Below are 20,538 nucleotides of genomic sequence, written 5' to 3'. Positions count from 1 at the left end.
CCCGGCCTGAACGAACGAGGGGCGTGGGCACCGTCGGTGCCCACGCCCCTCGCCTCGGAAGAAGCTCTACGCCGCGCCCGCGGTGTCGAGCACCCACGCGTACTCGAAGGCAACTTCCTTCCACTTCTCGTAGCGTCCGCTGACGCCCCCGTGACCGGCACTCATCTCGGTCTTGAGCAGCAACGGCGCCTCACCCGACTTCGTCGCACGCAGCGCGGCAACCCATTTCGCGGGCTCCACGTACAGCACACGGGTGTCGTTGATGCTCGTGATCGCGAGGATCGCCGGGTACTCCTTGGCGGCGACGTTCTCGTACGGGCTGTAGGACCGCATGTACTCGTACACCTGCGGATCCTCGAGCGGGTTGCCCCACTCGTCCCACTCGATCACCGTCAGCGGCAGGTCCGGGTCCAGGATCGAGGTGAGCGGATCGACGAACGGCACGTTGGCGAGGATGCCGGCGAACAACTCGGGCGCGAGATTCGCGACCGCGCCCATCAGCAGGCCGCCCGCGCTGCCCCCGTCGGCGACCAACTGCGCCGGTGTCGTACGCCCCTCGTCGACGAGATGTCGTGCGCACGCGACGAAGTCGGTGAAGGTGTTCTTCTTCGTGAGCGTCTTGCCGTTCTCGTACCAGTGCCGACCCATCTCGCCGCCGCCGCGCACGTGCGCGACCGCGAACACCATGCCGCGGTCGAGCAGCGACAGCCGTGCCACCGAGAACGCCGGGTCCATGCTGGCCTCGTACGAGCCGTACCCGTACAGCAGTGTCGGCGCGGGGTCGCCACCGATTCCCTTGCGCCGCACGATCGACAGCGGGATGCGGGTGCCGTCCTCGGCGATGGCCCACTCGCGGTGCTGCTCGTAGTCGGCGGGATCGAACCCGCCGAGCACGGGCTGCGACTTGCGCAGCAGCAGCGCGCCGGTCGCCAGTTCGTAGTCGTACACACGGGAGGGTGTGATGAACGAGGTGTACCCCAGGCGCAGCATCGGCTGGTCCCATTCCGGGTTGGAGCCGAGCCCCACCGAGAACAGTTCCTCGTCGAACTCCATCTCGACCAGGTAGCCGTAGCCGTCCGCGGTGAGCGGCCAGATCGCCAGGCGCGTCAGCACGTCCCGCCGGTAGCTGAGCACCAGGTGGTCGGCGAACGTGTCGATGTCCTCGAGTCGGACGTCGTGGCGGTGCGGGATCAGGATCTCCATCGCACCGGGCTCCGACACCGGGGCCTGCGCCAACACGAAGTTCTCGGCCTTCTCGCCGTCGACCACGTCGTTGTGCAGGATCAGGAAGCGGTCCTCGCCGGCGATCACCGCGTGCTCGGCCGAGTACTCGACACCCTCGCGGCGCGGCAGGATCACCCGGAACTCGCCCTCGGGGTTCGCCGACTCGAGGATCCAGCCCTCGGTGGTCACCTTGGACCCGAGCCAGATCATCAGGTACTTCTCGCTGCGCGTGGACCCGACCGCCACCCAGTACCGCTCGTCCGGTTCGTGGAAGACCTGGACGTCCTGGTCCTGTGTGGTGCCGAGCTTGTGGCGCCACACAGTGTCGGGACGCCACGACTCGTCGACCGTCAGGTAGAAGATGTGCTGGTGGTCGATGGCCCACGTCGCACCGGGTGCGGTGTTCGGGATCTCGTCGGCGAGCAGCTCACCGGTCTCGAGATTCTTGAACCGCAGCGTGTAGCGCTCGTCACCGATGACGTCCACCGAGTACGCCAGCAGCGTGCCGTCGTGGCTGACCGAGAACGCGCCGACGGAGAAGAACTCGTGGCCCTCCGCCTCGATGTTGCCGTCGAGCAGCACCTGCTCGCCCGGCATCGCGGTGTCGGCCGACAGCTCCGGCGGCGTCCAGTCGTCCGGTCCCGAGATGGGGCACCGGCAGTTGACGCCGTACTGCTTGCCCTCGGCGGTGCGCGCGTAGTACCACCAGTTGCCCAGCCGCGTCGGGACCGACATGTCGGTCTCCTGCGTCCGCGACTTGATCTCCTGGAACACCTTCTCCCGCAACGGCTCCAGATGCTCGAGCTGCTGCGCGGTGTACGCGTTCTCCGCCTCGAGGTACTCGATGACCTCCGGGTCCTCCTTGGCCCGCAGCCACTCGTAGTGGTCCACGAACGTGTCCCCGTGATGGGTCCGCTCGAGCGGCACCCGCTTGGCGACCGGCGGAGTCAGCGCGCTCATCTCAGCCCACCCAATCCTCGAAGGACAGACCCGAGATGCGCTCGTAGGCCTCGATGTAGCGGGCGCGGGTCGCGTCCACGATCTCCTGCGGCAACGGCGGGGGCGGGGTGTCCGAGGCGCGGTCCCAGCCCGACGCGGGGCTGGTGAGCCAGTTGCGCACGAACTGCTTGTCGAAGCTCGGCTGCACCTTGCCCGGCTCGTAGCCGTCGGCCGGCCAGTAGCGCGACGAGTCCGGCGTCAGCACCTCGTCGGCCAGGACCAGGTTGCCGTCGGAATCGAGACCGAACTCGAACTTGGTGTCCGCGAGGATGATGCCGCGGTCGGCCGCGAACGACGACGCTCGGAAGTAGATGTCGAGGGTGTCCTCGCGCAGCTTGACCGCGAGATCCCGACCCACCTTGTCGACGACGGCCTGGAAGTCGATGTTCTCGTCGTGGTCACCCAGGTCGGCCTTGCTGGCGGGCGTGAAGATCGGATCCGGCAGCTTGCTCGCCTCGACCAGGCCCTCCGGCAGTTCGACGCCGCACACGGCGCCGGTGCTCTGGTAGTCCAGCAGCCCCGAACCGGTGAGGTAGCCGCGGGCGACGCACTCGACGGGGACCATGTTCAGCTTGCGCACCACCAACGCGCGGCCGAGCACCTCCTCGGGGATGCGCTCGTCGAGCGGGTCACCGGCGAGGTGGTTGGTGCCGCCCAACTTCTCGAAGAAGAAGACGCTCATCGCGGTGAGCACGCGCCCCTTGTCCGGGATCGGGGTGGTCAGCACGTGGTCGTAGGCCGAGATCCGGTCACTCGCGACCAGCAGCAGGTGCTCGTCGTCGATCGTGTACAGATCGCGGACCTTGCCGCCGGCCAGGTGGGTGTAGGAATCGAGTGAAGGACGCACGTGGCTACCCTATCGGTCCGGCGAATCGGCGCGCCCCACAGCACGCAACCGCTTGGTCAGTGTCTGCAGAACATGCCGTCCTCCTATCACCGACTGCCCGCCGAGATCACCGTCGCCTCGGTCCGGGACGGCGACGAGGGGCTAGCGAGCGCCTGGGCGGAGCGGGCGCGACCGGGCGACACGATCGGCGCCGCGGCCGGTGGTGGCGTCACGCGTTCCCCGACGCCCCGGACGAGAAGGTGTTCGCGTGGGTGTCCGCCGAGTCGGCCGTCGTGCTCGACCTGCGCCGCCACCTGCGCCACAACGTCGGCCTCGACCGCAAGTCGACGCTCGTCATCGGCCACTGGAAGCGCGGTGTCAGCGAGACCGGGTACGGCAAGGCCGCCGACCACGACCGCGACTTCACCGAACACGACGACCGACCCCGACTCCCCCGTCCCCCGTTCTCCCGCGTTTTGCGCACTTGTCGCGCCTTCCGAGACCGGATTTGCACGATAAGTGCGCGAAACGCGGGGTGGGTGGCGTCGGGAATAGGACCGCACCGAAGATCGTTAGCCTTGTTTCAGACTTGGTGTGCGCCGGGACACGGTCGGCTGATCCACCTCGGCATCGATCTACAGGAGAGTGATGGCGACCGACACGACCGCCGCAGCCAGGGCATCGGTGGGACTGCGCTCGGAACGCGGCCCGATCCTGTTGTCGCTGATGCTCAGCACGTCCCTCGTCGCGCTCGACAGCACGATCATCGCGACCGCGGTGCTCACCATCGTCGGCGATCTCGGCGGGTTCTCGCAGTTCCCGTGGCTGTTCTCGGTGTACCTGCTGGCGCAGGCGGTCTCGGTGCCGATCTACGGCAAGCTGTCCGACGTGTTCGGCCGCAAACCGATCATGCTGCTGGGCATCGCGCTGTTCGCGATCGGTTCTCTGCTGTGCGGCCTCGCGTGGAGCATGCCGGCGCTGATCGTCTTCCGCGCGATCCAGGGTCTGGGCGCCGGGGCGGTGCAGCCGATGAGCCTCACCATCGCCGGCGACATCTACACCGTGGCCGAACGCGCGAAGGTGCAGGGCTACATCGCGAGCGTGTGGGGCATGTCCGCCGTCCTGGGCCCGACGCTGGGCGGCGTGTTCTCCGAGTACCTGTCGTGGCGCTGGATCTTCCTCGTCAACCTTCCGCTGTGCGCGATCGCGGCGTGGATGCTGCATCGCAAGTTCACCGAGAAGACCACCGCCGCGCGGCGACGCATCGACTACCCCGGCGCAATCCTGCTCACCGGCGGCGCCGCGCTGATGATCCTCGGACTGCTCGAGGGCGGCCAGTCGTGGGAGTGGCTGTCCCCGATGGGTATCGGCATCTTCGTCGTCGGGGCGCTGCTGCTCGTCGGGTTCGTCCTCGTCGAGCGCCGCGTCGCCGAACCGATCCTGCCGCTGCACATGCTGACCCGCCGGGTGCTGGTCGCGAGCAGCCTGGTGTCGCTGTCCGTCGGCGCGATCCTGATGGGCCTCACGTCGTACGTGCCGACGTTCGTGCAGGGCGTGCTTGGCACCGGCGCGCTCGTAGCGGGCTTCGCGCTCGCAGTGCTCACCATCGGCTGGCCCATCGCCGCATCCCAGGCCGGACGGCTGTACCTGCGCGTCGGGTTCCGCACCACCGCGCTGATCGGCAGCGCCCTCGCACTCGTCGGCACCGCGCTGTTGCTGCTGCTCTCGGACGGCTCACCGGTGTGGCAGGTGGGCGCGACATGCTTCGTCATCGGATCCGGGATGGGCCTGATCGCCACCCCGACGCTGATCGCGGCGCAGACCAGCGTCGACTGGACCGAACGCGGCGTGGTGACCTCGACCAACATGTTCGCGCGCTCGATCGGCAGCGCCGTGGGCGTCGCGGTGTTCGGAGCGCTGGTGAACTCGCGGGTCGGCGACACGGCCGAACCGGATCCGGGCGACCTGTCCGAAGCCATCCATCTGGTGTTCCTCGGCCTGTTCGGGATCGCGGTGCTGCTGACCGTGTCGTCGGCGCTGATGCCGAAGGCCGAGAAAGCCGAGGAGGCCGAGGAGGCCGAGGAAGCAGACAAGGCGGACAGCGCCGCCTGACCCGTCGTCTATTCTTCACGATGTTGTCACGGTGTTCGGGAAGTCCGGTTGAAGCCGGCGCGGTACTCGCCACTGTGGGCAGGTACGTCGACTACTAGGGGTTCGACCCCAGCCACTGGATGCGCACGCATCCGGGAAGGCGTAGCCGGCGGCTATCCCTGCCGAGCCAGGAGACCGGCCGTGACGCACACCAGCACGTTTTCCACGAGTCATGGAAGGCGGGTCGCTTTGCGTACCCCTGTTTCACACCGAGTCATCTCCTCCGCGGCACTGTCGATCACTGCCGTACTCACGCTGTCCGCGTGCGGCGGATCGTCGGACTCCGACGCCGACACCGCTGCGATCTCCCTGCAGAACTGCGGTCGGACCGTCACCCTCGACGGCCCCGCCGAGCGGGGCGTCACCCTCAACCAGGGCGCCACCGAGACGGCGCTGTCGATCGGCGCCCAGGACCGGATGGCCGGCACGGCCTACCTCGACGACACCATCGCGCCGCAGTGGGCCTCCGCCTACGCGCAGGTCCCGGCGCTCGACGAGAAGGACTACCCGAGCCGCGAGGCCCTGCTCGAGGTCAAGCCCGACCTGGTGCTCGCGTCGTACTCGAGCGCGTTCGACGACAAGGCCGTCGGCTCGCACGAGTCGTTCGACGCCCTCGGTGTCGCCACCTACGTCTCCCCGTTCGGCTGCAAGGACAAGTCGACCCGTCCCGCCGTGTCCTGGGATTCGATCGGCACCGAGATCACCGACTACGGGACCCTGTTCGGCCGCAACTCCGAGGCCGACGCCGTCGTCGCACAGATGCGCGAGACCCTCAGCGGCATCGAGGCTGCGGCGCCCGCGAAGGGCAAGAGCATCTTCTGGTACGACAGCAACACCGATACCCCGTACGTCGGCGGCAACGCCGGCGGACCGCAGCTGATCATCGATGCGGTCGGCGGCACCAACATCTTCGCGAATGCCGACGGCGCGTGGCTCGACGGCAGCTGGGAGACGGTGCTGGCCGCGAACCCCGACGTCATCGTCCTCGCGGACGCGTCGTGGGACACGGCCGAGGAGAAGAAGAACTACATGCGGAGCGACCCGGCCCTGAAGGATCTGAAGGCCGTTCGCGACGACGCGTTCGTCGTGGTCCCGTTCTCGGCGAGCACGCCGGGACCGCGCACCATCGAGGGCGCGAGCCTGGTCGCCGAACAGCTGGGCGACAACGGGGCATGAGTCCGACGACCCGGGTGCCGGCCCGGGTAGCCGCGACGACCAGCACCGGCTGGTCGGTGATCCTGGTCGCGCTGCTCGCAGTGAGCTGCGCGGCCGGGGTCGCGATCGGTGCGGCCGACCTGTCGATCGGCACGGTCGTCGAGTCGATCGCCGGACGCCTCGGCATCGGCCCGGGCACCGATCTGCTCACCACCCACATCGTCGTGGACCTGCGGATGCCGCGGGTGCTGGCGGCCGCGGCGATCGGCGCGGGGCTCGCCCTGTGCGGCGCCGTGCTGCAGTCGCTGACCGGCAATCAGCTGGCCGACCCCTACCTGCTCGGCATGTCCGGGGGCGCGTCACTGGGTGCGGTCCTGGCACTGACGACCGGCGCGAGCGCGGTGGGCGCCTTGGGATTCGGCGCCGTGTCGTCCGCCGCATTCCTCGGTGCCCTAGGGAGCCTGCTGCTGGTGTTCGTCATCGCGACGTCCCGGTCCGGGGCGCTGCTGCCCGGTCGACTCGTCCTCGCCGGTATCGCGGTGGGGCAGTTGACCGCGGCACTGACGTCGGCGTTGGTGTTGTTCGGCGACCGCGACTCCGCCCACCGGGTGCTGAACTGGACCCTGGGCTCGGTGGCCGGCGTGCGCTGGTCGGGTCTGGTCGGCATCGTCGTCGTCGTCGCCGCGACGATGACGATCTTCCTGGCGTACAGCCGGGTACTGGACTCGTTCGCGTTCGGTGAGCGTGCCGCCGCGAGCCTCGGCACCAACGTCGAGCGGTCGCGCTGGGTGCTGTACGCGGTGGCGTCACTGTGCACGGCGGCGCTGGTGGCGCAGGCCGGCATCATCGGCTTCGTCGGGCTCGTGGTGCCGCACGCGGCCCGGATGCTCGTCGGGCCGCTGCACGCGCGCCTGCTCCCGGTGGTCGCTCTGGTGGGCGCCCTGCTGCTCGTGTGGGCCGACATCGCCGCCCGCACGGTCATGCCCGGGCGGGAACTGCCGATCAGTATCGTCACCGCGGTCGTCGGGGTGCCGGCGTTCGTGTGGCTGCTCCGACGACGGGGAGCCACCTCATGACGCACCACTCTCCCGAGATCCGGGTCGAGGACGTCACCTGGTCGGCCGGAGGCACGCGGATCCTCGACCGGGTGTCGTGCACGGCCCCGGACGGTCGGGTCACCGGGCTGATCGGGCCGAACGGATCGGGCAAGACCTCGCTGCTGTCGGCCATCGCCCGGCTCGAACGTCCCGACAGCGGACGGGTGCTGATCGGCGACGTCCCGGCGACCGCGATGCACCGGCGCGAGTTCGCCCGGACCGTCGCACTGGTGGAACAGCATTCGGCCACCGAACTGGACCTGACGGTGGAACAGATCGTCGAACTCGGCGCCATTCCGCACCGCGGTGGCTGGGCCCGCCCCGCCGCACTCGGCACGGGTGAACTCGTCACCGACTGCCTCGCGACGGCCGGCATCGCCGACCTGCGACACCGGTTGTGGCAGAGCCTGTCCGGCGGCGAGAAGCAGAAGACCCAGCTGGCCCGCGCGTTCGCGCAGCGCCCCTGTGTGCTGCTACTCGACGAGCCCACCAACCACCTCGACGTCTCGGCGTCGCTGGAACTGCTCGAACTGATCCGGGCCCGCGGGCTCACCACAGTCGCCGCGATGCACGACCTGAACCTGGCCGCCATGTACTGCGATCACCTTGTGGTGCTGCGCGACGGCCAGGTCGTCACCGAGGGCCCGACGGAGTCGGTACTCACCGCCGAACTGCTGGCGGACGTGTACGGCCTCGACGCCCTGGTGCAACCCCATCCACGAACGGGCCGTCCGATGGTGGTGCTGTGCGGCACCGTCGACGCGGCAGCCGAAAGGTCTTTCTCATGAACACGATTGCGCAGAACCGGTGGGTGGTCGTCACCGCGCCCACCGATCGCGGCGCCGATCCCCGCGACCAGGTACTCGGGGCGCTGCGCACCCTGCAGGACCGGCACCCGGACACCGTCTTCGTGACGGCGGTGCTCGGCGGCTCGGGAACATCCGTCACCACGGCGCTCGACGAGGCGACCGCGTCCGGCGCGACCGAGGTCGTCGTGGTGAGCGCCCAGACGGTGCTGGACCGCAAGATCGACGCGTGGTTCCGCCGCGTCATCGGGCACTGGCTGCGCGAGCACTCCCGCGAGCACTCCGAGGAACGGATTCCCGACGTGCGGGTCGCGAATCCGCTCTCCGACAACGCGAACTACGCCGACCTGCTCGACGCCGCGATCTCGGGCCCCACCACCCCGGCGCGCACCACCACCGCTCCCCTGACCTCCCCTGCCTGGGACGAGGTGCCCGGCTTCGCACGGCACGTCCTGGTGTGCCGGGGTCCGCGGTGCTCGGCCCGCGGCGGTCCGGAGGCCGCGCAGGCGCTCGACCACGCGCTCGAGGCCCGCGGTCTGGGTGACGACGACGTCCTCGTCACCCAGACGGGCTGCCTGTTCCCGTGCTCGCAGGCCCCGGTCGCCGTGGTGTACCCCGACAACACCTGGTACGCCGCACTGCACGCCGACCGGGTCGAGCGATTCGTCGACGAGCACCTCGTCGAGGGACGTCCCGTCACCGAGTGGCACGGTGCGCGGCGATCCTTGGACCCCGCCGAGTAGCTCCGCGTCACCACTCAATCGGGCTGCGGTACGACAGCCCACGCCTCCACCTCCATCAGCATCGCCGGATCCAGCAGACTCGCCACCACGACGGCCGTACCGGCAGGCGAATTGTCACCGAGGCACTTCGCCCTGGCGTCGCTGTAGGCACCGAAATATGAGGCGTCGGTGAGGTAGCAGACGAGCTTGACGACATCGGAGACGCGCGCACCGGCAAGGCTGAGGGCCGACTCGATGTTGGCGAAGCACTGTTCGGCCTGATCGCGCGGATCGTCGGAGACCACCGTTCCGTCGTCGCCCAGTGCGACCTGACCGGAGACGAGGACGAGTCCCCCACACCGGACGGACTGCGACATCCCGGCAAACGTCAGATGCGGTGGGCTGAACCCTCGTTGCACCCCGCTCGATTCGGAGATCTGCGTCATCAGGGCATCCCGGCCGTTGCGCCGGTACAGACGTCGAGCGTCGACCCGGTGACGTAGCGCGCCTGGTCCGAGACCAGATAGAGCACTGCGTCCGAGACGTCCTGCGGATCGACCCACGGTGTCCGCATGGGACTCATCCGTGAGTAGATGGGCTCGACGTCGCTGCGGTCCGGGGAATCGAGCCCTGGACAGAACAACTCGTACATCGATGCGTTGTGCACCATCGGCGTGTCGACAGTTGCCGGGCACACCGCGTTGACGGTGATCCCGTGTTCGGCCACTTCGAGCGCCAGGGTCTTGACCAGGCCGATGACGCCCCACTTCGCGGCCACGTAGTGGGCCAGATTCGGGTTGCCCATGCGACCGCCCATCGAGGCGGTCGCTACGATCCGTCCGCGTCCCTGCCCCACCATCGTGGGCGTGACGGCACGGAGCGTCTTGAACACTCCGGTCAGATCGACTCCGATCATCTCATCCCACATGGAATCGGTTATCTCCCAGAACTTTCCATGCCCACAGATTCCCGCGTTCGCGACACAGATGTCGAGTGAGCCGAAACGGTCGACCGTCTCGGACACCGCGTCGTCGAGCGCGTCGCCGTCCCTCACATCGAGAGCGAAGGGCTGGCATTTCCGCCCCACCTCTGCGACGAGGCGGACCGTCTCGGCGAGATCATCCTCGGTGGCGAGTGCGTAACGGATCGAATCGAGGTCGCGGCAGATGTCGGACACGACGACGTCTGCACCCGCACGCGCGAGGGCCAGCGCGTGTGAGCGCCCCTGCCCGCGTGCGGCTCCCGTGACGAAAGCGACCTTGCCATCCAGATTGCCCATCGGGTTCTCCTCTCGTACCTTCTGTCGTTCCGGTCAGGTCGTCTTCGGGGTCTTGCGAATCTTGGTGAGGACCACGGCGAGGACAAGAGCGCCGCCCTGGAAGGTGGAGATGACCCAGAAGGGGATGCCCCACAGCTGCAGTCCGTTGATTCCGATTGCGATGATCGCGAGACCGACGAGCAGACCTGGGACGTTGAATCGTCCCGGCTTGATCATGGTCGATCCCAGGAAGGCGGCCGCGTAACACGGCAACAGATACTGTCCGCCGACATCCGGCTGCCCCGTGCCGATGCGGGCCGTGTACACGAGTCCGGCCAGGGCTGCGCAGAATGCCGAAGCCCAGAATGCAAGGTAGAGAATTTGATCCGTCGGCACCCCCGCCAACCGCGAGGCCTCACGACCGGCGCCGGTCGCATAGATCATGCGCCCGAGCGGGGTGTGTTCGAGGACGTAGTACACGATCGCCGCCAGCACGATGACGCACACGATGGGGTTGGGTATCCCGAGGATCTCACCCCGCCCGAGGTCGGTGAATGCGGTCGGGATGTTCTCCGATACCGCTTTGCCGTTCGCGACGAGCTGGGACAGCCCGAGGAAGACCGAGCCGGTTCCCAGAGTCACGATGAATGGATCGATCTGGAGTCGAACCACGAGGAGGCCGTTGACGAATCCCGCCAGCGATCCGGCCAGGAGGGTGACGACGATGACCGCGATCACCGGCATCCTGCCGGAGGTCGCCTGGAACATCGACGCGGAGGAGATCACCGACAGCGTGATCACACCTCCGATCGAGATGTCGAAGACACCGGCAGCGAGCGGGAACAGCAGCCCCAGCGCAACTATCGCGGCGATCGCCTGGTTGTTCACCACCGCAACGAGATTGCTGCTGGTGAGGAATACGCCGGGGAGGGCGATCGTGAATCCGATGATCATCGCGAGCAGCAGCGCCGGGCCGGCCCATTTCGATGCGAGCGAGTTCACGGACGTGCGTCTGGCACGAGTCCCGGCGATGTCGCGCGCCGAGAGATCAGGACGGGGCGTAACAGAGTCCAACGATTCTTTCACGAGTGATCTCCTCCTCCTGTAGCTCTGCTTGGACAGACCCGTCCCGGAACACCAGGACGCGATCACACGCTGCTGCGAGGTCGTCGGTATCCGACGAACAGAGCAGGACTGCGATGCCGTCCCGCGCTGCCGATTCGGACACGACTCGGAGTATTTCCGCTGATCCTCCGACGTCGACACCGTGCGTAGGTTCTTCGAGGACGAGTACACGCGGATCGATGCGCAGCCAGCGGAGAACGAACACCTTCTGGGCGTTGCCGCCGCTGAGCAGTTCGATCGGCCGGTCCGGGTCTCCCGGGCGGATGCCGAAGCGATCGATCCCGGCGAGTACCTCGGTCCGTTCCGCTCGCCGGCTGAGGATTCCCCTGCGCCACAGCGGCCGGAGCCTCGATATCGTCATGTTCTCGGCCACCGACATCGTGAAGATCGCCTTGAGGCGCCGCTCGCCGGGCAGTACTGCCACTCCGTGTTCGCGCATCGGCCGGGTTCCGAATCGACCCACGGGTCGCCCTTCCACCCTCACCTCCCCCGAGACCACTCGGGCACCGCCCTGCAGCAGTCGCACTACCTCGTGCACTCCGGATCCGGTGAGTCCCGCGATGCCGACAACCTCGCCGGCTCGCACACAGAAGCTGGCGCCCTTCAATTCCCTGCCTGCAATCACGTCGACGAACTCGAGACGAGTATCGCCCCGCACCCGGCCCTCGTTCCGGGGGCTTCGCACGGGCGTCAACTCCGTGCCCGCGATCACCCGCGCCAGTTCCGCTCCCGTCAGGTCGGCAACCCGCGAGCGCAGGGCCACCTTGCCGTCCCGGAGGACGGTCACCTGGTCCGCGATTTCGAGGACCTCCTCCAGCCGGTGGGTCACGTAGACGACTCCCACGCCGCGCTCGACGAGCCGACGGACCAGGCGGAACAAGTTGCCGACCTGCTCGGAGGGCATCGCCGCCGTCGCCTCGTCGAGGATGAGCACCGTCACCGAACTCTGGTCCCCGAGGGCTCGGGCGACCGCGACCTCGGTCCGCTCCACGGCGGTCAGATCCGAGAGCGGGGCGTCGAGGTCGATGTGGCCCAGATCCAGTTCTTCGAGGCTGCGTCTCGCCAGTTCACGTTCACGGCGCCATTTGATGCGACCGAGGCGGCGGGCGTCGTAGTTCCCGACACCGAGCCTCAGATTCTCGAGGACGGTCAGGCCCTCGACCATCCCGATGTCCTGGTGGATGAACCGCATTCCCGCGTTGCGTATCCCGGCCACGTCGCCGAACCTGATCGGCTTCCCGGCTACCGAGTAACCTCCCGCTCCCGAATCCGGTAGGTGATATCCCGACATCACCTTGATGAGCGTCGACTTTCCCGATCCGTTGTGGCCGAGCAGGGCATGAATCTCCCCGGCTGCGACCGCGAAGTCCACATTGTCGAGCGCGCGCTGTCCCGGATAGGTCTTGGTGATAGCGGCCATTTCGAGAGCCGTCATCACGCACCCTCACCTCTACCCGGCGCATCCGAGATCACGCGACACCCCACAGCGTCTCGAACTGCTCTCGGAAACCCGTTGCACCCTCGTAGGTTCCGTTCTGGGGAACGCTCGACTGGGTCATCAGGAGCTGGGTCGGGTTCGAGATCCCGTCCGGGATCGACTGACCGGCGGCGAGACGCACGGCCGCGTCCACGACAGTCCACCCGTTCTCGTACACACCCGAGGCAACGTCGGCCTTGATGATGTCACCCTTGCGCACCAGCGCCAGTGACGGTTCGTCGCCGTCGAAGGTTCCGACCGAGATGGAGTCGGCCTTGCCCGCCTGACGAACCGCGTCCGATGCCATCAGACCGGAGAATCCGGGTGTTCCTACAATCCAGTTCAGCTTCGGATTCGACTGGATGGCCGCCTGGAGTGCGGGAGGTAGGTCCGTTTGCGCCGTGGCCGCCGAGAATCGCTTGATCGTGGTCTTGCACGAGTCGCACTTGTCGAGGGCGGCCTCGATTCCCTCTGCGCGCTGCCCGTTGCACCCGTAGACGGTGTCGGCGAACACTGCGACGTCGGCCTTACCACCGCTTTCGGCGACGATGAAGTTGCCGAGCATTTCGCCTTCCTGACGGCAGACGTTGCCAACCTCGACGGTGTTTCCCTTGGCGGGATCGGGCTGCTCCGAGGTGAACTGGCCGATGACGGGAATCCCGGCGGCGTGCGCCCCGGCGTACGCCTCGGCGGCATCCGCCGCGGGCCGGGCATTGTTGACGATCACGTCGGGCTTGGCGTTCACCGCCTGGCTCATACAGTTCTGGAAGGACGCGACGTCGGCCTTCGCGTCGCACACCTTCACGGTGAATCCGAGGGCAGCGGCCGCTTCCTGAACCCCTGCCACCTGTGCAACGCATCCGGGTATCGATTGGTCACACCCGACGAAGAAGATGGTGCGGGTCGCAGGTGGGGTCACCGGACCGAGCTGGGCCGCTCGGATGACGGTGGGAACCGTGGTGGCGGCCTGCGCCGCATCCTGAGCGGCGGCCAACCACTCGCTACCAGCCGGATCAGAACCCGGATCGGTTGCGGTGTCACCGGTGGCGCCGGCGCATCCGACGAGCATGACGGTCGCCGTCACCGCCCCGAGAACGCCGAGCATGATCCTCGACAGGCGACGGCGCGTGGATCGCTGTGTTACCGACACGGTCATGTCAATCCCTCTCACTCGGTCGATGGAGTGCCCACCGCAGAACTCGGGGCAGGCTCCAGAGTTTTCGGACTATGCGGTGGCCCGGACGTTGGAGGTGATGGCGTCACCGAGCGCCTTGATCCCGCGCTCGATCTCGTGGTCGGGGGCATGGCTGTACGCCAGCCGCAGATAGCCCTGCCCCGCTTCCCTTCCGAGGAACTTCTCGCCGGGTCGACAGAAGACGCCACTCATCGCAGCGGCGTGCTGGGCTCGATCCCAGTCCACCGAGTCGTCGATCCGCAACCACAGATAGAAGCCCCCGTCAGGCACATCGAAGTCGACCAGACCGCCGCAATGCTCACGCACGGCTTGCACCGCGATGTCGCGCTTGCGGCGATAGACGGCGTTTGCCCTCTCGATGTGCGGATCGAGCTTGTTCTGGGCAAGGTAGTCGGCCATCATCCGGCACATCCACTGGCTGACGCCCAGGTCCTGCCGGACCGAGGCCAACGCGTGAATCATCTGCTCGGATGCGCACATCCACCCGAGACGCAGTGCAGGGGCGAGGACCTTCGAGAACCCGTGAGACTGGATGACCAGACCGGAGGTGTCCATGCTTCGGAGTGAGGGCACCGGATCTCCGCCGTAGCGCAGATCGGCGTAGATCGAGTCCTCGAGAACGATCAGTTCCCACTTCTCGGCGATCTCGAGGAGGCGCCGACGGCGTTCCTCCGGCATCACCACACATGTCGGAAGCTGAAATGTCGGAATCACATACAGCAGTTTCGGTTTCACGCCGTCCCGGCGGAACTCCTCCAGACGTGCCTCCAGGGACTCGATGACAAGGCCGTCCTGGTCGATGTCGACCGTTCGAATGTCGGCACCCCGCATCTGCATGAACCGCATTGCATACGGGAAGGTTGCCGCTTCGACGAGAACGCCGTCGCCGGGGTTGACGAATGCATTGACCGCCAAAGCGATTGCCTGGACCGACCCGGAGGTCAGGATGAAGTTGTCCGCGCCGAGACCGCCGATCCCCTGGGTCCGGCCCAGCCACGTTGCCAGCTCCGCCCGAAGACCGGTGTGGCCGAGCATCAGTTCGATGTAGGAGGGCAGATAGACGATCTGGTCGTTGGACTTGTCATAATCGAACGAGATGTACTCCAGCGCCAACCCGCCGTCACGGTCGAGCACATCACCCATCAGCTCCTTGAAGTCCTCGATGGGAAACGTCTCTTCGGCGGCGATGCCCTGGTCGAAGTTGAACGTGACTGCAGTCGGCGGGTCCGGGAAGAACAGGGCAGGTCCGCCCTGAGCGAGGTCCGACAGAAGATGCTTCGGGTCGATCGTCATCGAAGAACTCCTTCGTTGTTGCTGAGATCTGAATTCGGGGGGGAGCACGAGAAGTGATTACGCGACGTGGAATGCGTTCCATCCGGCGGCGACGTCGAAGGCGTTGCCGGTGACGTACCGGGCATCGTCCGAGGCGAGGAACAGCACTGCCGCACTCGCATCGGCCACCTCGAGCCACGGAACACCCATGGGATTGAGTCCTGCGAACACCTCACGCACGTCGTCGGTCGTCGGCTCTCGGAGGTCCGGCCGGAACAGCCGATAGGTCAACTGGTTGTGACACATGTCTGTCGACACCGACATCGGGGCGAAAGCATTGACCGTGATGTTGTGCGGTGCCAGCTCGATCGCCAGTGATTTGACGAACCCGATGACACCCCACTTCGAGGCGGCATAGTTCGCGTTGTTGGGCCCGCCCTCTCGCGCGACCGACGACGACGTCGCGATGATCCGCCCGCTCCCCTGTTCGATCATCTGCGGCACAACCGCTCGAATGCTCGTCGCGACGCCGGTGAGGTTGACGTCGACCACCTCACGCCAAACGTCATAAGACATGTCGCGAAGCGGGCCGAACGATGCGAGGCCGGCGTTCGCGACGAAGACGTCGACCCTGCCGAACCGTTCGACGGCAGCGCCGACCAACTTGTCCATGTCGGCGCTCGAACGGGTATCCGCCAGCATCGAGATGCACTGACCACCGACCGACTCGACCATCCGGGCCGTCTCCGACAACTGCTCGGGAGTCGACATCGGCGACGCGCACGGGATCTGTTGTCCCAGATCACACAGCACCAGCGACGCGCCCTGCTGCGCGAACGACAGCGCATGGGAACCTCCCTGGCCCTTGCCGGCACCGGTCACGACGACGACTCGTCCTTCGAAGCTCCTCATCACCTCTCCTCACGCCGTATTGGTTGCGGCCAATCCGGCCGAGACATCGAGCACCGATCCCGTCATATCCAGCCCCGTTGCCCCGATCACAAACATCGCCGCATCACAGATGGATTCGATCGACACGTACGCGGATCTGCTGGGGTGAATCAGCTCGAGGGCGCTACGGGCGGACTCCTCGTTCACCTCTCCCACCGGGTCGTTTCCAGCACGCCCGGCCTGCGCCAGGGCCCAGAAGTCGGAGGTCCGCGACATCGTCGTATCGACGGGACCGGGAGCGAGGACGTTGACCGCGAGCCCGAACTCCGCGGACTCGAGCGCCAACGACTTGGCCAGCCCGATCAACCCCCACGCTGCTGCGGCGTAGTGGGAGAGTCCGGCAGCACCGCGTCTGCCTTCCTCCGCGGCCACGATCACCACGCGGCCCGAACCGGACGACTCGAGGTGCGCGAGCGACGACCGGATGCAGTGATATGCACCGTGCAGATTGGTATCGACCACCGACTCCCACTGCACGTCGGTCATCTCGGCAACGGGTACAGCACTCCGCACGCCCGCCGCACATACGAGTATGTCGAGCCCGCCGAGCGCGGACACGGTCTCGGCCACCGCGGACTCGACGGCGTCCGGGTCACGCACGTCGATGGCGATCGCATGCGCACGGCGCCCGTGCGCACGGACTTCCGTTTCGATATCCCGCAGGTCAGCCTCATCGCCGAGGGCGTATCCGAGCGGCGGATCGTTCCATTCAGGCGCGTCCCAGATCGCGACATCCACACCGGCCGCCGCCAGCCGCTTGGCGATCGCTGCACCTATACCGCGGGCGCCGCCTGTGACAACAGCGACGGATCCCTCTAGATCTCTCAATTGAACCGCCCTCACATCCAGGGTCATTCGAGCCTATTGAAGAACCATTCAGGTGAGGCGACTATCCACCCGGAGTCGACGGTTGTCAACGACTGGACGAATTCGATGCGATCTTGCACGTGTAGCCGAATCACTGTGTTAAACATCAGCGTTCAAGGACACGAACCATCCGCGTCACTCTGCACGGAGGAGCCTCCAGCCACGTTGAACAATTCCTCACCTCAGCACCCATCGGGCCGGGCGGTCGGCAGCGAACCGCCGAGTAGGATCGGGCACCGGCAACAGACAACGCCCCTGATCGGGGCGCAAACCAGGGCGGGGTATGGACAACAAGCGCAACTCCCGTGCGGCCGAATCCACCACCGGATCGACGCCCACCAGAACTCTCCTCGTGACGGCCGCCCGAGACGTCTTCGTCGATCGCGGCTTCTTCGACACACGCATCACCGACATCACGACGGCAGCCGGAGTCGCGTCGGGCAGCTTCTACACGTACTTCAGTTCGAAGGAACTCGTCTTCGAAGCCATGCTCGACGAACTGGACGCCGCGATCATGCCGGCATCCTGGTCACCGGAACACGGCGTCCACCAGTGGATTCGCACGAATGCCCACCACTATCTCGAGGAGTTCGCACGCCACGCCGACTTCTGGCGACGAGTCGAGCAGGCGGCACTCGGAAATCGCGACATCAGCCGCATGCTGGCCGCACGACGAGAGGTCTATGTCGCCCACGTGCGCGACACGATCGCCGCCTGGGTCGAGGCCGGATTGGTCACGCCCGGCGTCCCCGTCGACCTCACCGCACTCGCTCTCGTCGCAACTACCGAACAATGCGCCTTCCAGTGGTTCGTGCTCGATGACCGCCCTCCAGCGATCGATGCCGCCGCGGACCAGTTGACCGACCTCTGGTGCCGCGTTGTCGTTGTCGCTGCCACCGAGGGATTGACGAAATGAGCGACAAGACGTCCATGACCCGCCAGGGGCTACGCACCCGCGGATCGCTCCTGCGCGCAGCCCGGCGTGTCTTCTCCGAAAGGGGCTTCCATCAGGCACGCGTTGCGGACATCACCGCAGAAGCAGGCGTCTCCGTCGGTACGTTCTATCGGTACTTCGAGGACAAGAACGAGCTGTTCACGAATCTGATCATCGACGTCGAGGACGAGGTCTACGGCGAACTCTCGTCCCCAGTCGCCGGACCGGATCAACCGCGTGCCCGAATAGCCGAGACGAACCTGCTGTACCTTGAAGCCTTCCAACGCAATTCCGACTTCTGGAAGGTACTCGGCGAAGCCGCACTCTCCAGCGCAGAGGCACGCCGGGCGCTCACCGACCGGCGCCGCTACTACCAAGGGCGAACCCGCCGCGCGTTCACTCGCTGGCAGGACGAGGGCCTGATCGACGCGAATCTCGACGTCGATGCCGCTGCCGCGATGCTCGGCGCCATGACGGAACGATGCGCGTACATCTGGTTCGTCTTCGGCGAGCCCCCGGCGTTGGAGGAGGCGTCCGAGCACCTGACGACTCTGTGGTTGAACGCGCTCGGGATCGTAGCCGGCGGTCCGTCTGCCACCCTGGAGCCATGACCTCCGCCTCACCCCGCGTCACGATCACGTACTGCACGCAATGCAACTGGCTGCTCCGAGCCGGATGGATGGCACAGGAATTGCTGAACACGTTCGGCACCGAACTCGGCGAGGTGGCAATGATTCCCGGTACCGGCGGGATCTTCCAGGTCACCGCGGGCGACACACTGGTGTGGGATCGTAAGCGCGACAGCGGTTTTCCCGACATCGTGACACTCAAGAAGCTGGTGCGTGACGCGGTCGTGCCGGACCGGGACCTCGGGCACGCAGATCGCAAGCACAACAACTGAGCTCGAGGTCTTGACGGTCACTCGATCAGCGACCACTGTTGATCAGAGACATATGGGGCGATACCGCACCCCGTGAAACGGCCGATCCCGTCGCGCGTCGGCCGCACTGATACAGCTGTGCCACCGCACAATGGAGCTGAGGCCGTCATGACCACCGATCAGGCAGAAACCGGCGCAACCGATTCGGACACCACGAATGTGATCGCGGGAGTCGTCGCCAGGCTTCGGAAGGTGCACGCGAGCGGACGCACCAGAACCGCGCAGTGGCGGATCGAACAGCTCCGCGGCATCGAACGAATGCTGAACGAGCGCGAGGACGAGATCACCCGCGCCCTCGCCGAGGATCTGGGCCGCGACACCTTCGAGTCCTGGATGATCGACGTCCTCGACGTCAGGCTCGAGGCTGCGTACGCACGCAGACGGGTACGCCGGTGGATGCTCAGCAGGCCGCGGCGACTGCCGCTGCACCAGATGCCGGCACTGGGGTGGGTGCAGTACGAGCCGCTCGGGGTGGTGCTGATCATAGGGGCGTGGAACGTCCCGCTGACGGTCACGCTGGGACCGCTGATCGCCGCCGTGTCGGCAGGCAATTGTGCCGTGATCAAGCCTTCGGAGCTGGTACCCGCGTCGTCGCGCCTGCTGGCCCGACTGCTGCCCGAGTACCTCGACCCGGATGCCGTCGCCGTGGTCGAGGGCGACGGGCGCACCACCCAGAACCTGCTCGCTCAGGGCCTCGATCACGTGGTCTTCACCGGCGGGACCGAGATCGGCCGGAAGATCATGGCGGGGGCCGCGCCGCACCTGACGCCGGTAACCCTCGAGCTGGGCGGCAAGAGCCCCGCGATCGTGATGCGGGACGCGAACCTCGCCGTCACCGCCCGTCGCATCGCCTGGACGAAGGTGTTCAACTCCGGCCAGTCCTGCATCGCGGCAGACTACGTGCTGGTCGAGCGCGCCGCCCGGGACGAGCTGGTGCATCACATAGTGCGCAGCCTCGAGGAGTTCCGGGCGGGACCACCTGGGCGAGGCGTGCGGATCGTGAACGAGCATCAGTTCGACCGGCTGGCCGGGTACCTCGCAGACACCGAGGCCACGGTTGCGCACGGCGGCGGATCCGATCGAGCCGCGCTGACGATCGAGCCCACCGTGCTGATGGACCCGAGCCCCGACGAGCCGGTCATGCGGGAGGAGATCTTCGGGCCGATCCTGCCGGTGCTCGCCGTCGACTCGCTGGACGAGGCGATCGCCTTCGTCAACGCGCGACCGAAACCCCTGGCCGCCTACGTCTTCACGAAGTCCACCCGGACCGGCCGCAGGGTGCTGTCCGAAGTCAGCTCCGGCGGAGCGGTGGTCAATCACCTCACCTACCAGCGCGTGGCACCCCAGCTTCCGTTCGGAGGCGTGGGATCCAGCGGGATGGGGCGGTACCACGGCAAGTGGGGGTTCGATGAACTCAGCCATCGAAAGGCCGTGCTGGTCAAGCTGTTCAAGCCCGATCTCCGGATCGCCTACCCGCCCTACACCGACCGCGCGGCCAAGCTGATTCGCAGGCTGTACCGGCCCTGAGAAAGCTGGGGT

The 20,538-nt window shown here is 66.8% G+C and carries 19 protein-coding genes, 1 pseudogene and 1 riboswitch; of the genes and pseudogenes, 10 read left to right on the top strand and 10 right to left on the bottom strand.

Annotated elements, in window-relative coordinates:
* Positions 1–66 precede the first annotated feature (66 nt).
* Positions 67–2,184, bottom strand: coding sequence for a S9 family peptidase (locus HUN07_RS05065; protein WP_174908304.1), 2,118 nt, complete (start codon positions 2,182–2,184; stop codon positions 67–69).
* Between the two features lies 1 nt (position 2,185).
* The gene (locus HUN07_RS05060) at positions 2,186–3,070 is read right to left on the bottom strand and encodes a phosphoribosylaminoimidazolesuccinocarboxamide synthase (protein WP_114720682.1); all 885 of its coding nucleotides are present in this window, start codon (positions 3,068–3,070) and stop codon (positions 2,186–2,188) included.
* Between HUN07_RS05060 and HUN07_RS27370 the strand changes: the two are divergent.
* The 6 genes and pseudogenes from HUN07_RS27370 to HUN07_RS05030 form a co-directional block, all read left to right on the top strand.
* Positions 3,058–3,366 (top strand): annotated as a pseudogene (locus HUN07_RS27370) (hypothetical protein); the annotation flags it as partial. The gene HUN07_RS05060 and the pseudogene HUN07_RS27370 sit on opposite strands and share 13 nt — an antisense overlap.
* Before the next feature lie 331 nt (positions 3,367–3,697).
* A complete protein-coding gene (locus HUN07_RS05050; protein WP_114720679.1) occupies positions 3,698–5,161 on the top strand; it encodes an MDR family MFS transporter in 1,464 nt (487 codons plus the stop codon).
* A 12-nt stretch (positions 5,162–5,173) separates the two neighbouring features.
* Positions 5,174–5,358, top strand: a riboswitch (cobalamin riboswitch).
* Positions 5,359–5,431: 73 nt separating this feature from the next.
* A complete protein-coding gene (locus tag HUN07_RS05045; RefSeq protein ID WP_174914446.1) occupies positions 5,432–6,376 on the top strand; it encodes an ABC transporter substrate-binding protein in 945 nt (314 codons plus the stop codon).
* Entirely contained in the window at positions 6,373–7,431 is a 1,059-nt protein-coding gene (locus HUN07_RS05040; protein ID WP_114720676.1) for a FecCD family ABC transporter permease, read from the top strand. Before HUN07_RS05045 ends, HUN07_RS05040 begins: the two co-directional genes overlap by 4 nt.
* Complete coding sequence (locus HUN07_RS05035; RefSeq protein ID WP_114720673.1) at positions 7,428–8,240, top strand: ABC transporter ATP-binding protein; 813 nt, start codon at positions 7,428–7,430, stop codon at positions 8,238–8,240. Before HUN07_RS05040 ends, HUN07_RS05035 begins: the two co-directional genes overlap by 4 nt.
* Entirely contained in the window at positions 8,237–9,001 is a 765-nt protein-coding gene (locus HUN07_RS05030; protein ID WP_114720671.1) for a (2Fe-2S) ferredoxin domain-containing protein, read from the top strand. Before HUN07_RS05035 ends, HUN07_RS05030 begins: the two co-directional genes overlap by 4 nt.
* A gap of 14 nt (positions 9,002–9,015) precedes the next feature.
* Here HUN07_RS05030 and HUN07_RS05025 read toward each other — a convergent pair whose 3' ends face one another.
* The 8 genes from HUN07_RS05025 to HUN07_RS04990 all read right to left on the bottom strand — a co-directional run bounded on the left by HUN07_RS05025 (position 9,016) and on the right by HUN07_RS04990 (position 17,113).
* Positions 9,016–9,426, bottom strand: coding sequence for a RidA family protein (locus tag HUN07_RS05025; RefSeq protein WP_114720668.1), 411 nt, complete (start codon positions 9,424–9,426; stop codon positions 9,016–9,018).
* Positions 9,426–10,259, bottom strand: coding sequence for a mycofactocin-coupled SDR family oxidoreductase (locus HUN07_RS05020; protein WP_114720665.1), 834 nt, complete (start codon positions 10,257–10,259; stop codon positions 9,426–9,428). The genes HUN07_RS05025 and HUN07_RS05020 overlap by 1 nt, the downstream gene beginning before the upstream one ends.
* A gap of 33 nt (positions 10,260–10,292) precedes the next feature.
* Positions 10,293–11,240 (bottom strand): ABC transporter permease, encoded by a 948-nt coding sequence (locus HUN07_RS05015; protein ID WP_174908302.1) that lies wholly within the window; start codon positions 11,238–11,240, stop codon positions 10,293–10,295.
* A gap of 46 nt (positions 11,241–11,286) precedes the next feature.
* Positions 11,287–12,798, bottom strand: coding sequence for a sugar ABC transporter ATP-binding protein (locus HUN07_RS05010; RefSeq protein ID WP_174908300.1), 1,512 nt, complete (start codon positions 12,796–12,798; stop codon positions 11,287–11,289).
* A 34-nt stretch (positions 12,799–12,832) separates the two neighbouring features.
* Positions 12,833–13,996 (bottom strand): sugar ABC transporter substrate-binding protein, encoded by a 1,164-nt coding sequence (locus HUN07_RS05005; RefSeq protein WP_114720657.1) that lies wholly within the window; start codon positions 13,994–13,996, stop codon positions 12,833–12,835.
* A 69-nt stretch (positions 13,997–14,065) separates the two neighbouring features.
* Positions 14,066–15,328 (bottom strand): aminotransferase-like domain-containing protein, encoded by a 1,263-nt coding sequence (locus HUN07_RS05000; protein ID WP_114720655.1) that lies wholly within the window; start codon positions 15,326–15,328, stop codon positions 14,066–14,068.
* 57 nt (positions 15,329–15,385) lie between these two features.
* Positions 15,386–16,219 carry a mycofactocin-coupled SDR family oxidoreductase gene (locus tag HUN07_RS04995; RefSeq protein WP_174908298.1) on the bottom strand — a complete coding sequence of 278 codons (834 nt, stop codon included), beginning with the start codon at positions 16,217–16,219 and terminating at the stop codon, positions 15,386–15,388.
* 9 nt (positions 16,220–16,228) lie between these two features.
* Positions 16,229–17,113 carry an SDR family NAD(P)-dependent oxidoreductase gene (locus HUN07_RS04990; RefSeq protein WP_254622802.1) on the bottom strand — a complete coding sequence of 295 codons (885 nt, stop codon included), beginning with the start codon at positions 17,111–17,113 and terminating at the stop codon, positions 16,229–16,231.
* A gap of 295 nt (positions 17,114–17,408) precedes the next feature.
* Between HUN07_RS04990 and HUN07_RS04985 the strand changes: the two genes are divergently transcribed.
* From HUN07_RS04985 to HUN07_RS04970, 4 genes are all read left to right on the top strand, one after another.
* Positions 17,409–18,041, top strand: a complete 633-nt coding sequence (locus HUN07_RS04985; RefSeq protein ID WP_174908294.1) for a TetR/AcrR family transcriptional regulator — start codon at positions 17,409–17,411, stop codon at positions 18,039–18,041.
* A complete protein-coding gene (locus HUN07_RS04980; RefSeq protein ID WP_174908292.1) occupies positions 18,038–18,670 on the top strand; it encodes a TetR/AcrR family transcriptional regulator in 633 nt (210 codons plus the stop codon). Before HUN07_RS04985 ends, HUN07_RS04980 begins: the two co-directional genes overlap by 4 nt.
* Positions 18,667–18,960 carry a SelT/SelW/SelH family protein gene (locus HUN07_RS04975; protein WP_174908291.1) on the top strand — a complete coding sequence of 98 codons (294 nt, stop codon included), beginning with the start codon at positions 18,667–18,669 and terminating at the stop codon, positions 18,958–18,960. The genes HUN07_RS04980 and HUN07_RS04975 overlap by 4 nt, the downstream gene beginning before the upstream one ends.
* Positions 18,961–19,107: 147 nt before the next feature.
* Positions 19,108–20,526 carry an aldehyde dehydrogenase family protein gene (locus HUN07_RS04970; protein WP_174908289.1) on the top strand — a complete coding sequence of 473 codons (1,419 nt, stop codon included), beginning with the start codon at positions 19,108–19,110 and terminating at the stop codon, positions 20,524–20,526.
* The last annotated feature ends 12 nt before the right edge of the window (positions 20,527–20,538 follow it).

It is taken from the genome of Rhodococcus sp. W8901 (assembly GCF_013348805.1).
Classification (GTDB): domain Bacteria; phylum Actinomycetota; class Actinomycetes; order Mycobacteriales; family Mycobacteriaceae; genus Prescottella.
Note: the sequence above shows the minus strand (reverse complement) of the source record. Positions and strands in the feature narration are given on the sequence as shown.

Bases quoted from the DNA above. Each gene is read 5' to 3' on its own strand.
- HUN07_RS05065 (WP_174908304.1), bottom strand. From the start codon at position 2,184: ATGAGCGCGCTGACTCCGCCGGTCGCCAAGCGGGTGCCGCTCGAGCGG.
- HUN07_RS05050 (WP_114720679.1), top strand. From the start codon at position 3,698: ATGGCGACCGACACGACCGCCGCAGCCAGGGCATCGGTGGGACTGCGC.
- HUN07_RS05040 (WP_114720676.1), top strand. From the start codon at position 6,373: ATGAGTCCGACGACCCGGGTGCCGGCCCGGGTAGCCGCGACGACCAGC.
- HUN07_RS05035 (WP_114720673.1), top strand. From the start codon at position 7,428: ATGACGCACCACTCTCCCGAGATCCGGGTCGAGGACGTCACCTGGTCG.
- HUN07_RS05030 (WP_114720671.1), top strand. From the start codon at position 8,237: ATGAACACGATTGCGCAGAACCGGTGGGTGGTCGTCACCGCGCCCACC.
- HUN07_RS05025 (WP_114720668.1), bottom strand. From the start codon at position 9,426: ATGACGCAGATCTCCGAATCGAGCGGGGTGCAACGAGGGTTCAGCCCA.
- HUN07_RS05020 (WP_114720665.1), bottom strand. From the start codon at position 10,259: ATGGGCAATCTGGATGGCAAGGTCGCTTTCGTCACGGGAGCCGCACGC.
- HUN07_RS05010 (WP_174908300.1), bottom strand. From the start codon at position 12,798: ATGACGGCTCTCGAAATGGCCGCTATCACCAAGACCTATCCGGGACAG.
- HUN07_RS05005 (WP_114720657.1), bottom strand. From the start codon at position 13,996: ATGACCGTGTCGGTAACACAGCGATCCACGCGCCGTCGCCTGTCGAGG.
- HUN07_RS05000 (WP_114720655.1), bottom strand. From the start codon at position 15,328: ATGACGATCGACCCGAAGCATCTTCTGTCGGACCTCGCTCAGGGCGGA.
- HUN07_RS04995 (WP_174908298.1), bottom strand. From the start codon at position 16,219: ATGAGGAGCTTCGAAGGACGAGTCGTCGTCGTGACCGGTGCCGGCAAG.
- HUN07_RS04990 (WP_254622802.1), bottom strand. From the start codon at position 17,113: ATGACCCTGGATGTGAGGGCGGTTCAATTGAGAGATCTAGAGGGATCC.
- HUN07_RS04985 (WP_174908294.1), top strand. From the start codon at position 17,409: ATGGACAACAAGCGCAACTCCCGTGCGGCCGAATCCACCACCGGATCG.
- HUN07_RS04980 (WP_174908292.1), top strand. From the start codon at position 18,038: ATGAGCGACAAGACGTCCATGACCCGCCAGGGGCTACGCACCCGCGGA.
- HUN07_RS04975 (WP_174908291.1), top strand. From the start codon at position 18,667: ATGACCTCCGCCTCACCCCGCGTCACGATCACGTACTGCACGCAATGC.
- HUN07_RS04970 (WP_174908289.1), top strand. From the start codon at position 19,108: ATGACCACCGATCAGGCAGAAACCGGCGCAACCGATTCGGACACCACG.